The sequence below is a fragment of the Sediminicoccus sp. BL-A-41-H5 genome (genome assembly GCF_050632405.1).
Taxonomy (GTDB): Bacteria; Pseudomonadota; Alphaproteobacteria; order Acetobacterales; family Acetobacteraceae; genus Roseococcus.
In genome coordinates, this window is sequence record NZ_CP192601.1 from 95,426 (window position 1) to 108,173 (window position 12,748).

The 12,748-nt window shown below is 71.5% G+C and carries 14 protein-coding genes; 4 read left to right on the forward strand and 10 right to left on the reverse strand.

What is annotated here, in order from left to right; genetic code table 11:
- Positions 1-151: 151 nt before the first annotated feature.
- Genes ACQ860_RS00475 through glmM form a run of 4 tightly spaced genes read right to left on the reverse strand, consistent with a single transcriptional unit; the run spans position 152 to position 3,782 of the window.
- Positions 152-631 (reverse strand): ureidoglycolate lyase, encoded by a 480-nt coding sequence (locus tag ACQ860_RS00475; protein WP_431301441.1) that lies wholly within the window; start codon positions 629-631, stop codon positions 152-154.
- 13 nt (positions 632-644) lie between these two features.
- Positions 645-1,586: a hypothetical protein gene (locus ACQ860_RS00480; RefSeq protein ID WP_431301442.1), complete on the reverse strand. Its 942-nt coding sequence runs from the start codon at positions 1,584-1,586 to the stop codon at positions 645-647.
- A complete protein-coding gene (gene thiD, locus ACQ860_RS00485) occupies positions 1,579-2,385 on the reverse strand; it encodes a bifunctional hydroxymethylpyrimidine kinase/phosphomethylpyrimidine kinase (protein WP_431301443.1) in 807 nt (268 codons plus the stop codon). The genes ACQ860_RS00480 and thiD overlap by 8 nt, the downstream gene beginning before the upstream one ends.
- Positions 2,382-3,782 (reverse strand): phosphoglucosamine mutase, encoded by a 1,401-nt coding sequence (gene glmM, locus ACQ860_RS00490; RefSeq protein ID WP_431301444.1) that lies wholly within the window; start codon positions 3,780-3,782, stop codon positions 2,382-2,384. The genes thiD and glmM overlap by 4 nt, the downstream gene beginning before the upstream one ends.
- Positions 3,783-3,844: 62 nt before the next feature.
- Here glmM and ACQ860_RS00495 point away from each other — a divergent pair, with 62 nt between their 5' ends.
- Positions 3,845-4,921 carry an NAD(P)H-dependent flavin oxidoreductase gene (locus tag ACQ860_RS00495; RefSeq protein ID WP_431301445.1) on the forward strand — a complete coding sequence of 359 codons (1,077 nt, stop codon included), beginning with the start codon at positions 3,845-3,847 and terminating at the stop codon, positions 4,919-4,921.
- Between the two features lie 8 nt (positions 4,922-4,929).
- On the opposite strand, the gene ACQ860_RS00500 is transcribed toward ACQ860_RS00495, so the two are convergent.
- On the reverse strand, positions 4,930-5,520 hold the full coding sequence (locus ACQ860_RS00500; protein ID WP_431301446.1) for a transposase: 591 nt from the start codon (positions 5,518-5,520) through the stop codon (positions 4,930-4,932).
- Between the two features lie 243 nt (positions 5,521-5,763).
- Between ACQ860_RS00500 and ACQ860_RS00505 the strand changes: the two genes are divergently transcribed.
- The gene (locus tag ACQ860_RS00505) at positions 5,764-6,147 is read left to right on the forward strand and encodes a hypothetical protein (RefSeq protein WP_431301447.1); all 384 of its coding nucleotides are present in this window, start codon (positions 5,764-5,766) and stop codon (positions 6,145-6,147) included.
- A gap of 81 nt (positions 6,148-6,228) precedes the next feature.
- Here the strand turns inward: ACQ860_RS00505 and ACQ860_RS00510 are convergent, their stop codons facing one another.
- Genes ACQ860_RS00510 through ACQ860_RS00520 form a run of 3 tightly spaced genes read right to left on the reverse strand, consistent with a single transcriptional unit; the run spans position 6,229 to position 8,638 of the window.
- Entirely contained in the window at positions 6,229-7,227 is a 999-nt protein-coding gene (locus tag ACQ860_RS00510) for an MBL fold metallo-hydrolase (protein ID WP_431301448.1), read from the reverse strand.
- A complete protein-coding gene (locus ACQ860_RS00515; protein WP_431301449.1) occupies positions 7,194-7,799 on the reverse strand; it encodes a pyridoxamine 5'-phosphate oxidase family protein in 606 nt (201 codons plus the stop codon). The genes ACQ860_RS00510 and ACQ860_RS00515 overlap by 34 nt, the downstream gene beginning before the upstream one ends.
- Positions 7,796-8,638 (reverse strand): ATP-binding protein, encoded by an 843-nt coding sequence (locus ACQ860_RS00520; RefSeq protein WP_431301450.1) that lies wholly within the window; start codon positions 8,636-8,638, stop codon positions 7,796-7,798. Before ACQ860_RS00520 ends, ACQ860_RS00515 begins: the two co-directional genes overlap by 4 nt.
- Before the next feature lie 86 nt (positions 8,639-8,724).
- Between ACQ860_RS00520 and yajC the strand changes: the two genes are divergently transcribed.
- On the forward strand, positions 8,725-9,057 hold the full coding sequence (gene yajC / locus ACQ860_RS00525) for a preprotein translocase subunit YajC (RefSeq protein ID WP_431301451.1): 333 nt from the start codon (positions 8,725-8,727) through the stop codon (positions 9,055-9,057).
- 4 nt (positions 9,058-9,061) lie between these two features.
- Positions 9,062-9,931 (forward strand): alpha/beta fold hydrolase, encoded by an 870-nt coding sequence (locus tag ACQ860_RS00530; protein WP_431301452.1) that lies wholly within the window; start codon positions 9,062-9,064, stop codon positions 9,929-9,931.
- 62 nt (positions 9,932-9,993) lie between these two features.
- Here the strand turns inward: ACQ860_RS00530 and ACQ860_RS00535 are convergent, their stop codons facing one another.
- Positions 9,994-10,632, reverse strand: coding sequence for a superoxide dismutase (locus ACQ860_RS00535; protein WP_431301453.1), 639 nt, complete (start codon positions 10,630-10,632; stop codon positions 9,994-9,996).
- Between the two features lie 98 nt (positions 10,633-10,730).
- Positions 10,731-12,692, reverse strand: a complete 1,962-nt coding sequence (locus ACQ860_RS00540; RefSeq protein WP_431301454.1) for a methyl-accepting chemotaxis protein — start codon at positions 12,690-12,692, stop codon at positions 10,731-10,733.
- Positions 12,693-12,748 lie beyond the last annotated feature (56 nt).

The following is a 12,748-nucleotide window of genomic DNA, read 5'->3' on the forward strand; positions in this document are numbered from 1 at the left end:
CTCTTCACCTCTTCATCGGTAAAGCTGTAGATGTCTTCACAAAAACGTTTGAAATCAACAGCTTGCGATAGAGAAGCGGAAGTGGCGCGCAGGCGCAACTTCGGACAATACGCAGGTGAGAAAACCCCGGGGCCGCAGCCCCGGGCGCGCGTCACGCGAGGATCTCGATCACGCTGTCATGCAGCTGGTCGAGCCGCGTCGTCTCGTGATCCGTCTCGTTCGTGTCGGTGAGTTCGAGGTTGAGGAAATCCACGGCAGGCGCGGTGAAGAAGGGGCCGGCATGCCAGGTGCCGGCATGCAGCGCGAGCGCCACATCGCCCCCCATGCGGAACACCCGGATCTCCTCCGGCATCGGCGCATCGCCGGGCTCCGCGAGGCCGATGAACCATTCCTCGCCCTTCATGCTGGCGAGGCATTGCGTGACGCGCGCATGCCGCGTGATGCCGCGGATCAGCAGCGGGCGCTGGCGCAGCCGCATGATGTAGAGGCGCGGCGTGCCCTGGCCGAGGTCCAGTTCCGCATCGGCCGCGCCGAAGGGATGGCCATCCTCGGTGGGCTCGATCAGCGTCCCATAGGGCGCGATGCTCTCGGGGGTCGCCATTCTCGGCATCGCGCGCAGGATGCGGGTCATCGCTCTCTCCTTCTCAATGTGGCCGCAGCAGCGCGCCATTCAGCGCGAGCCGCAGCGTCGCGAGCGCGATCGCGCCGATCGCCAGGGTGGCAAGGCCCAGCATGCCCCAGCCGATCAGCCCCGGCGCGATCTTCATCGTGGCCGTGGTGAAGGCGGCAAGCGGGAAGGTGAAGCCCCAATAGCCCAGCGTGAAGCCCGCACCGAGCATGTGGCGCAGCACCATCAGCAGCAGCGCGAAGGTGAAGGCGGCGAGGCCGTAGAGGGCCAGGAAGGCCGGCAGCGGCCCGCCCAGCGCATCCACCGCCAGCGCGCCCACCGCACTGGGTGCGAGCAGGATGGCGAGCGAGGGGCGCAGCGGCGGCGGCAGTGCCGCTTCGAACAGGCGCCCGAGCAGCAAGGGCTGCAGGCCCAGCCAGAGCAGCATGCCCACCCCGAAGAGCATCCAGCCCAGCATGGGCAAACCCAGCGGCACGAGAAACAGCGGCGCCAGCACATTGCCCACCAGCGGGATCATCAGCGGCGGCACGAGCATCGCCGCACCGCCTTCGCCGCGCAGCACGCGCGCCAGCAGGGAGAGGCCGATGGCCAGGTGCAGCAGCACGGCCGGGATCAGCAGCGCGCGCGCCGCCTCCGGCGCATGCGGCAGCAGGGCGGCGGCCGTCAGCATCATCCCGATCGAAGCCGCGCCCACGAAGCCGCAGCGCATCGGGTTGCGCCAATCGGCCAGCGCGGCCTCCGGGTGCCGCCAGGCGCGGCCGGCATGCAGCGCCAGGATCAGCAACCAGGCCAGCGCCGTCAGCGCCATCAGCGGCTCGCCCAGCCAGGCGACGCCCGCCTGCCGCCAGGCGAGGCCGAGCCCGCCGAGCCCCAGCGGCACCGCCAGCAGCGGCAGCGGCAGGTGGGCCAGGCTGCGGATCCCGGCGAGATCCGCGCGTCGCGCCGCCGCGTCAGCCAAGGCGGGCGGGGTCCATCGTCACCGCGTGATCCAGCGGCCCATGCCCCGCCCCATAGCCCGGGGCATGGAGGATGGCGGCCCGCACATAGGCCCGCGCGCGCCGCACCGCGGGCTCCAGCGCCATTCCCTGCGCGAGGCCGGCCGCCACGGCCGAAGCGAGCGTGCAGCCCGTGCCATGGGTGTGCCGCGTCTCGATGCGCCGATCCTCGTAGCGATCCACGCCCTGGGGCGTCACCAGCAGGTCCACCAGCGCCGGGCCCGTGAGGTGCCCGCCCTTCAGCAGCACGGCCCGCGCGCCCTGGGCCATCAGCGCCTCGGCCGCCGCGCGCATGCCCGCCTCATCCTCGATGGAAAGCCCGGTCAGCGCCTCCGCTTCCGGGATATTGGGCGTGATGACGGTGGCGATGGGCAGCAGCCGCGCGCGCAGCGTCTCCATCGCGTCATCCGCCAGCAGCCGGCTGCCGCTGGTCGCCACCATCACGGGGTCCGCCACCAGGGGCAGGCCGGGCGCGCTCTCGGCGATCTCGTCGCACACCGCCTCGATGGTCGCCACGTCATGCAGCATGCCGGTCTTCAGCGCATCGGCGCCCAGATCCTCCAGCACGCAGCGCATCTGCCGGCGGATGAAATCCGGCTCCACGCCCATCACGCCCTGCACGCCCAGCGTGTTCTGCGCGGTGAGCGCCGTGATCGCCGTCATCGCGAAGGCGCCCAGCGCCGTCACCGCCTTGATGTCGGCCTGGATGCCAGCGCCACCCCCGGAATCCGAGCCGGCGCAGATCAGGACGCGGCCCTTCACGTGCCGAGCTTCGCGCGGATGACGCCGCAGAGCGCGTCGAGCGACTGGTTGAGCAATTCCTCCTCCTCCGCCTCCACCATCACGCGGATCACGGGCTCGGTCCCGCTCGCGCGGATCAGCACGCGGCCGCGCGACCCCAGCCGCGCCTCCTCGGCCGCGATCGCCTCCTGCACCGCCTGGTCCTTCAGCGGCGTGGTGCCGGAGAAGCGGATGTTCACCAGCTTCTGCGGCAGCGTCGTGAAGCGGCGGCACACCTGGCTCGCCGGCTGCTTCTCCTCCACCAGCACGGCCAGCACCTGGAGTGCCGCGACCAGCCCATCCCCCGTCGTGCCGAAATCGCTGATGATCATGTGGCCCGACTGCTCGCCGCCCAGGTTGCAGCCGAGCTCGCGCATGCGCTCGCCCACATAGCGGTCGCCCACCGCGGTGCGGTGCAGGGCGAGCCCGCGCGAGGCGAGGAAGCGCTCGAGGCCCATATTGCTCATCACGGTGGCGACCAGACCGCCCCCCTTGAGCTTGCCTTCGCGCGCCCAGGAATCGGCGATGACGGCGAGGATCTGGTCGCCGTCGATCACCGTGCCCAGCTCATCCACCAGCACCACGCGGTCGGCATCGCCGTCGAGGGCGATGCCGAGATCGGCGCGCCGCTCGCGCACCAGATCGGCGAGCTGCTGCGGCGCCGTCGAGCCCACGCCGCGGTTGATGTTGAAGCCATCGGGCGCGACGCCCACGCTGACGACCTCGGCGCCCAGCTCCCACAGCACGGTGGGGGCGACCTTGTAGGCCGCGCCATGCGCGCAATCGACCACGAGGCGCAGCCCCTCCAGCGTCAGCCCGCGCGGGAAGCTCTGCTTCGCCGCCTCGATGTAGCGGCCCGGCGCGTCATCCAGCCGCGAGGCGCGGCCGAGCTTGGCCGGCAAGACGAGGGCGGAGCTGAGATCGCCCGCCATCAGCGCCTCGATATCCGCCTCCTGCTCGTCGGAGAGCTTGAGGCCATCGGGGCCGAAGAGCTTGATGCCATTATCCTCATGCGGGTTGTGGGAGGCGCTGATCATCACGCCGAGATCGGCGCGCAGCGAGCGCGTCATCATGGCGATGGCGGGCGTGGGCAGCGGCCCCACCAGCACCACGTCAATGCCGGCCGAGACGAAGCCCGCGGTCAATGCGGGCTCCAGCATATAGCCCGAGAGGCGCGTATCCTTGCCGATCACCACGCGGTGGCGATGCGTGCCCCGGTTGAAATACTTGCCCGCCGCCTGGCCCAGGCGCAGCGCGGTGCCCGCATCCATCGGCGCCTTGTTGGCGGTGCCGCGAATGCCATCCGTGCCGAAGAGCTTCTTGCGGGGCGGTAACACGGTGCTGTCGGGGCTCATGCGGGGTGCCTTGCGGGTGCTCATGGGCCGATTGCTACCGCCGCGCCCGGATGGACACAATCACGCGGGCGGGCGAGCCTCCCCGCATGAGCAATGCCCGCACCCGCGCCGCCCGCGCTCGCGCCATGGATTTCTGCGCCCGCTTCGGCCTGCGCGTCCCCATCCTCCAGGCCCCCATGGCCAGCGCCTCGCCGGTGGCGCTGGGCGTGGCCGTCGCCAATGGCGGCGGCATGGCGGGCCTGGGCGCGCTGCAGATGAGCCCGGCCGAGATCGCCGGCTGGGCGCAGGGCTTCCGCGCCGGGAGCAACGGCGCCTTCCAGATCAATCTGTGGGCGCCCGACCCGTCGCCGCTGCGCGACGCGGCGCGGGAGGAGGCGGCGCGCGCGGCACTGGCCAGGCTCGGCCCCGAGCCGCCGCCGCTGGGCGAAGGCCCGTTCCTGCCGGACTTCGCCGCGCAATGCGCGGCGGTGCTGGAGGCGCGGCCGCCCGTCGTCTCCACCATCATGGGCCTCTGGGAGCCGGAATTCATCGCCGAGCTGAAGGCGCGCGGCATCCTCTGGATCTGCAACGCCACCACGCTGGCCGAGGCCCGCGCGGCCGAGGCCGCGGGGGCGGATGCCGTGATCGCCCAGGGGGCGGAAGCCGGCGGCCATCGCGGCTCCTTCACGCCCGAGGCCGCGGAGGCGCAGCTCATCGGCCTTTTCGCGCTGATCCCGCGCTTCGCGGATGCGCTCTCCGTCCCCGTGATCGCGGCGGGCGGCATCATGGATGGGCGGGGCATCGCGGCCGCACTCACGCTGGGGGCGAGCGCGGTGCAGCTCGGCACCGCCTATCTCCGCTGCCCCGAGACGGGCCTCGCGCCGGCCTGGGCCGACGGCCTGGCCCAGGCCGCGCCGGAGGATACGGTGCTGACCCGCGCCTTCTCGGGAAGGCTGGCGCGCGGCATCGCCAATGACGCGACGCGCGCCTTCGAGGCCGTCCCTCCCGCGCCCTATCCGCTGCAACGCGTCCTGACCACGCCGATGCGCGCCGAGGCGGGCCGCGCCAATGACCTCTCGCGCATGCAGGCCTGGGCGGGGCAGGGGGCGGCCATGGCCCGCGCCGAACCGGCGGCCGAGCTCACGCGCCGGCTCTGGGCCGAGGCGGAGGCGCTGCTGCCCTGAGGGGCGCCTCACGGCATGGCCAGCCTGACGGAGCGTGGGATGCTGCGCCGGCCGCCCGCATTGGCGAAGAGCCTGGTGTAGGTGCGGCCCATCCGGCGCCACCAGCGGCGGAAACGGTTGGGGTCCGGATCTTCGAATTCGCGTTGGAAGATGCCCACCAGGGTTTTGGACAAATCCGGGTCGGGCAGCAGCCAGGGCGGCCCAGGCAGGGCTTCGAGAAGCTGCAATCGTCGCGCCAGCACAATGATGCCGAGTCCGACGAGTTTCGCGGCCCGTCTGGCCCCCCGGAAGATCACGCGCCGCAGTTGCTGGAGGGGATGGCGGGGGCCCAGGTCATGCAGCGCCTCCAGCAGATGCTCCCAGAACCCGCCATGGCACAGCCGCCGGAAATGGCGCGAGACGGTGCCGGGCGGGCCGTAGCGTTCGGGCAATTCCCGCCAAGGCGCGTCGGTGGAGAGCAGGAAAAGGATGGCGTTCATCCGCTCGCGCAGGTCCGTGACCTTGCGGCCGGAGGGGTTGGTCTTCTGCGCCAGCACATAGGGGCGGAGCGCATCCCATTGGCGGTCGGTGAGGGCGGTGAAGGGGATGCGCTGTTTCATCGGGGCCTCCGGAATGAAGACATTAATCCTATTCACGGGAAAATTCAAGGAAATCCCACCTGTCGCGCCAAATCCCCCGCTGTCCCGCTGTCCCGCTGGATCGCCTGCGCCCGCCGGTGTTCCATTCCCGCGTCACCACGCGCCAGGTGCTCCTCCTCCCGCTCCTGCTCGCCGCCGGCGCAGAACCGCCCCGCGCCCCCGCTGCGCGAGAACCTGGCCGAGCCCTTCCGCGCCGGCTGGGTGGTGGTTCGCCGCACGGGCTGCTGGCTCTGGAACAGCAACCCCCAGCCGAATGAGACCGTCACCTGGAGCGGCGCCTGCCCGCGGGGCCCCGCTGAGGGCCAGGGCAGCGGCGAGTGGCGCAGCCAGGATGGCGGCGCGCCCCCCGTGGTGAGCCGCTTCAGCGGCCAGATGCGCGAGGGCCGCCTGGATGGCCAGGCCAGCGTCACCTGGCCCCATGGCAACCGCTATGAGGGCGAATGGCGCGACGACCGCGCCGATGGCCAGGGCGCCCATTTCATCGCGGCCGAGCAGCGCTGGTATCGCGGCGCCTGGTTCAGCGGCTGCCACCTTGGGCCCGGCGGCGCCCGCGCCTCGATCGCCCGGCCCTTGTCGAGTTGCCCCTAGACCACGCCGGGTTCACATGCGCTCACGCCGCGCGGTCCAGCCTTTGCTGAGAGGATGATTCAGCGTTTCGGCGATTCCGCCTCAACGCGTCATGCTCCGGATTTCCAGCATCAGGCTCTCGCCGAATGCGGGGACCCGGAAATCCTGCGCGCCGCGCGCGGCGAGCAGCCGCCGCGCCGGTTCCTCCATCGGCTCCCGCGTCAGCTGGAAGGTGCCGAAATGCATGGCGATGGCGGTGCGCGCGCGCAGTTGCGCCTGCGCCTCCACCGCCTGTTCCGGCGTGACGTGCACGGCCTGCATGAACCACAGGGGCGCATAGGCGCCGATCGGGATGAGCGCCGCGCCGAAGCCGCCGAAGGCGCGCCCGATCACGTCCAGATGCCCGCCCGCCGCCGTGTCGCCCACGAAGAGGAAGCGCCCGCCGGAAGCCGCTTCGACCGCGAAGCCGCCCCAAAGCGCCATGGCCCGGTCGCGGATGCCGCGCGCGGAGAAGTGCCGCATCGGCACATAGGTCGCGCGATGCCCGCCGGGCAGGGCGGCGGCCTCGCCCCAGTTCAGCTCGATGGCGCCCGGCACCCCGTTCCGCGCCAGGAATTCCGCATGCCCCAGCCCGGTCAGCAGCACCGGCCGCCAGCGCGCATGCAGCGCGCGCAGGCTGGGCAGGTCCATGTGGTCGTAATGGCCATGGCTCACCAGCACCGCGTCAATGCGCGGCAATTCCTCGAGGCCGAGGGCCGGGGGCCGCACCCGCTTCGGCCCCAGCCAGGTGAAGGGGCTGGCGCGTTGGGAAAAGATCGGGTCGGTCAGGATGGTCGTCCCATCCGCGAGGCGGATCAGGAAGCTCGCATGGCCGATGAAGGTGAAGGCGGCATGGCCCTGCGGCACGCGCGCGGGCGGCGGCGGCTGGGGCGGGTTGCGCAGGCCCAGCGGCCAGGCTGCGCCCTTGCCCTCCCACATCATCCGCGCCACGCGGTGCAGCGGCTGCGCGGCCAGGGACCCATCGGGGTTGCGGAAGCGCCCCTTCGCGTCCCGCGTCGCGGGCTGGATCACCACATGGACCTGGCCGCGCGCGCCGGCCATTCCGCGTCGTAGCTGGCCCCGCCCACCTCGCCCGACGTCATCGCCGCCAGGATCTGGCCCGGCGTGGGCAGGTCGGGCTTTTCATGCGGCTCCCAGAGCCGGCTGCGGATCAGGGCGCGCGCGCATTGGAAATAGATCGTCTCGATGGTGATGACGGCCACGCTGCGCGGCGCCTTGCCCTCCATCACGAAGCTCTCGCAGAGCGCCTGATCCGCCGTGATCCGCGCCGAGCCGTTCACCCGGAGCGCATTGCCCGAGCCCGGGATCAGGAACATCAGCGCCACCCGCGGATCGCGGAGGATGTTGCGCAGGCTGTCAATGCGGTCATTGCCGCGCCGGTCGGGCAGGGCGAGCGTCACCTCGTCCAGGATGCGGACGAGCCGCCCCGGCGCATCGCCGCGTGGCGAGCAATCCAGCCCCTCCGGCCCGGCGGTCGCCAGCGCCAGGAAGGGCGCGGCCTCGATGATGCGGCGGTATTCCGGCGTGACGCGCGGCGCCTCCTTCCGCGTCGAGGCCGGGCCCGGCACGCCATAGAGCGCGTGCAGCTCCTCCAGCGTGCCGAGGAACCTCACACCTTCACGCCCAGCCGCCCCGCCATCTCCTGGATGAACTGCCAGGCCACGCGCCCCGAGCGCCCGCCGCGCGTGACGGACCATTCGACGGCCGCCGCATGCAATTCCTCCTGCCCGATGGGCAGGCCCATCGCCCCGGCATAGCCGTCGATCATCGCGAAGAAGGTGTCCTGGTCGCAATTGTGGAAGCCGATCCAGAGGCCGAAGCGGTCACTCAGCGAGACCTTCTCCTCCACCGCCTCGCCCGAATGGATGGCGGTGCTGCGCTCATTCTCGATCATGTCGCGGGACATGAGGTGGCGGCGGTTGGAGGTGGCGTAGAACAGCACATTGGCGGGCCGCCCCTCGATGCCGCCATCCAGCACGCTCTTCAGCGCCTTGTAGTCCGCATCCTCCTTCTCGAAGGAGAGGTCGTCGCAGAAGACCAGGGCGCGGCGCTCCTGGTCGCGCAGGTGGCCCAGAAGGTCGGGCAGGGTGCGGATATCCTCGCGATGGATCTCGATGAGGGCCAGCGAACCCGGATGCAGCCGGTTCGCCTCGGCATGCGCCGCCTTCACGAGGCTGGATTTCCCCATGCCGCGCGCGCCCCAGAGCATGGCGTTGTTGGCCGGCAGGCCGCGGGCGAAGCGCAGCGTGTTCTCCAGGATGATCTCCTTCTGCCGGGCGACACCCTGCAGCAGGATGATGTCCACCCGGCTCACCTTGGGCACGGGCGAGAGCGCGTTGCGGGCGGGGTGCCAGACGAAGGCATCGGCACCTTCGAGCGAGGGCGGCGGCGCCGGCGGCGGGGCCAGGCGTTCCAGGGCGGCGGCGATGCGGGCGAGGAGTTCATTGTCCATGAGCCGCTTCAAGCGCCGGATCACGGTTGACGCAAGCCTGCGGGCAGTTCATCTCCCCCCGCATCCTTCTCACCTTGCGAGGCCCGATGCTCATCTCCCCCGCCTATGCCCAGGACGCCGCCGGCGCGGGCGCGATCGTCATGCAGCTCCTGCCGCTGCTGCTCATCTTCGTCGTCTTCTACTTCCTGCTGATCCGCCCGCAGCAGAAGAAGATGAAGGAGCACCGCGCCATGCTGGGCAGCCTGAAGCGCGGCGACCGCGTGATCACGGCGGGCGGCATCGTGGGCGAGATCAAGTCGGTCAAGGACACGTCGGACGAGGTCGAGGTCGAGATCGCGCCGAATGTGCGCGTGACCGTCGTGCGCGGCACCATCGGCAGCGTCATTCGCCCCGAAGCGGCCAACGACTCCAAGTCCTGACGTGATGCGGCTGCGGATCGTCGAAACCCCGCAGCTTCACATCGCCGTGGAGGAACACGGGCCCGCCGATGCGCGGCCGATCATCCTCCTCCACGGCTTTCCCTATGCGGCGCGCTGCTATGATGCGGTGGTGCCGCGTCTCGCCGGCCATCGCGTCCTGGTCCCGCATCTGCGCGGCTATGGGCAGACCCGCCTCAAGCCCGGCGTGCCGCGCTCCGGCGCGCAGGCTGCGCTGGGAGCCGACCTGCTGGCGCTGATGGACGCGCTCGGCATCCCCTCCGCCATCCTGGCCGGCTATGACTGGGGCGGCCGCGCCGCCTGCGTGGTGGCGGCCCTGCAGCCGGAGCGCTGCGCCGGCCTCGTCACCGGCACCGGCTACAACATCCAAGACATCGCCCGCGCCCACGAGCCCCAGCCGCCCGAGCGCGAGATGCGCCACTGGTACCAGTATTATTTCCACAGCGAGCGCGGCGCCCGCGGCCTGGCCGCCAACCGTACGGAGCTCTGCCGCCTGCTCTGGCAGCTCTGGTCCCCCGATTGGCGCTTTACCGAGGAAGACTACGCTGCCAGCGCCGCCCATTTCGACAACCCGGATTTCGTCGAGGTGGTGCTCCATTCCTACCGCCACCGCTTCGGCCTCGTGGCCGGCGATCGGGCGCATGAAGATGTCGAGACGCGGCTCGCGCAGCAGCCCCCCATCACCGTCCCGGCGATCGACCTGCACGGCCTGACGGATGGCGTGAACCCGCCCGGCCCGAACGCCTCGCCCCGCTTCACCGGCCGCTTCGAGCGCCGCCTCCTGCCCGGCGTGGGCCACAACCCGCCCCAGGAAGCGCCCGGGGAATTCGCCCGCGCCCTGCTGGATCTGGCCTGAAACGCGAAAGGGGCGCGGCCCTCGCGGACCGCGCCCCCTTTCGGTTCAGCCGTGAGGCCGGATCAGGCGCTCTGGCCGCTCGCCAGCCCGCCCTTGTCCATCAGGCTCTCCACCACGGACCAGTCCACCAGCTTGTTCAGGAAGTTGTCCAGGTAGTTCGGGCGGACATTGCGGAAGTCCAGGTAATAGGCGTGCTCCCACACGTCGCAGCCCAGGATCGGCGTGCCCTCGCCGGTGGCGACCGGGTTGGAGCCGTTCGGCGTCTTCGTCACCTTCAGCTTGCCGTCGGTGCCGATGACCAGCCAGCACCAGCCCGAGCCGAACTGCGTCACACCGGCCTGCTTGAAGGCCTCCTTGAAGGCGGCGAGGCCACCCAGGTCGGAATCGATCTTGGCGGCGAGCTTGGCCGGCAGCTTGTCGCCGCCGCCATTGGGGGACATCACCTGCCAGAAGAGGATGTGGTTCCAGTGCTGGCCGGCCTGGTTCAGCACGGGCAGGCCATCGGCGCCGGCCTTGCCCGCCTCGGCCACGATGGTCTCCAGCGACTTGCCGGCCAGGCCCTTGCTCTCGATCAGGCCGTTCAGCGCCGTCACATAGGCGTTGTGGTGCTTGCCGTGGTGCAGCTCCAGCGTCTCCTGGCACATGCCCTGGGCGGCGAGCGCGGAGGTCGAGTAGGGGAGGGGGGGAAGGCTGAAGGCCATGGCGTTTCTCCGAGGGTGGGAATCAGTGGCTGGCAGCTAAGCAGCGCGGGGCGCAGCGTCAACCGCCGCGCCGCCGCTTTCCCATCCTCGAACGCCGCTCAGGCCGCCCGGATGCGCGCCACGAAGCCCGTCACCTCGCGCTTGAGCTGATCCGCCTCGCGCGAGAGGCCGCCCGCGGCCCCCAGCATCTGCCCGGCCGCCGCCCCCGTCTCGTCCGCCGCCTCGTTCACGCCGGCGATGTTGCTCACCACATCCTGCGTGCCGGCGGCCACATTCTGCACGCTGCGCGCGATCTCCCGCGTGGCCGCCCCCTGCTGGTCCACCGCCGAGGCGATGCCGGAGGCGATGTGGTTCATCTCGCCGATCGTCTGGCCGATGGCATGGATCGCGCTGACCGAGGCCGCCGTCGCCGCCTGCATCTCCTGCACCTTGGCGCCGATCTCCTCCGTCGCGCGGGCGGTCTGCGAGGCGAGCGCCTTCACCTCGCTCGCCACCACGGCGAAGCCCTTGCCCGCATCGCCCGCCCGCGCCGCCTCGATCGTGGCGTTGAGCGCGAGCAGGTTGGTGCGCGCCGCGATGTCGTTGATCAGCCGCACCACCTCGCCGATCTCCTGCGCGGCGGAGCTGAGCCCCTGCACGCGGCCATTCGTGTCCTCGGCCTGTTCCACCGCGCGGCGCGCGATGTCGTTGCTGGCCGAGACCTGGCGGGCGATCTCGTCCACCGTCGCCGCCAGCTCCTCGCTCGCCGCGGCCACGGTCTGCACATTGGCCGCCGCCTCCTCGGTGGCGCCGCGCACGGCCACCGCCTGGCCCGTGGTGCGCTCGGCGATCCGCGTCAGCGACTGCGCCGAGGCCTCCATCTCCACCGAGGCCGAGGCGACATTGTCCACCACGCCGCCGATGCTGGCCTCGAAGGCCTCGGCCATGCGGTGCATGGTCGCGCGCTTCTCGGCCTCGGCCGCGGCCGCCTGCGCCGCCTGCTCCTGCTCCAGCCGGCGCACCGCCTGCGCGTTCTCCTTGAAGACCTGCACCGCGGCCGACATGGCGCCGATCTCGTCGCGCCGGCCCTGGGCCGGGACCTCGGTCTCAAGCCGCCCCTGGGCCAGCTCGCCCATCGCCCCCGTCATGGCGGTGATGGGCCGCGCGATGCCGCGCGCGATCAGCAGCGCCAGCAGCAGCGCGGCGAGCAGCGCCACGGCCGAAACGCCGAGCAGCTCCCACATGCCCGCCCGCGCGGCGGCCGCTGCGGCCGTCGTGTCCAGGATCAGCTCGGCCACCGCCACGGGCCGGCCCGCATGGTCCAGCAGGGGCAGGGCGAAGACGGCGAGCTGCCGGTCGCCCACGGCCAGGCTCACCGGCGGGGTCGGCCCGGCCAGGCCCTGGCGCAGCACGTCGGGGGCCAGCTGCCCCTCGCGCACCGTGCCGCCGATCCGCGCCATCCGCCCCTCGCGCTCGATATGGACGAGGAGCTCCGCATTCACCGAGGCCTTGATGCGCTGGAGGAACTCGTCGCTCGCCAAGGATTGCCCGAAGATGGCGCCGATGGGTCGTCCCTCGGACATCACGGGCACCGTGGAGGCGAAGGCGAGCCCCTGCGCCGCCACGATCACGCCCTGCGCCATGCGGCCGGCCAGCGCCGCCATCACGTCGCCGCGCCGCTGCGCGATGTCCTCGGGCGCCGTCATCTCGCTATGGGCGCGGTAGTGCAGCAGCCCGGGCGGCGTCGCCACGCCGAAGGTGGAGATCTGCCGCTCGGCCTGCAGGCTGCGATAGACAGGGTCCAGCACGGCCCCCATGCCGGCGCGATCGGTGCGGCGCACCGCCTCGATGAGCCGCGCATCCGCCGCCAGGCTGAGGCCCAGGCTCTGCAGCCGCAGAAGCTCGGTGTTCAGGCTGGCCGTGGTGGCCGCCGTGACCCGCGCCACGGTGGCCTGCTGCGCCTGTGCCGCCTGCTCGGACATCTGCATCATGGCGAGGCCCGTAATGCCCGCGGCGACGAGGGCCGCGATCGCCGAGAAGGCCAGGATCAGGCGCGCCTGGATCGAATGGAACATCTTCATGCCGCGAAAACTCCTTTCCCGGCAGCATCGCGCCTCTTCCTTGCCGAAGCATGAAG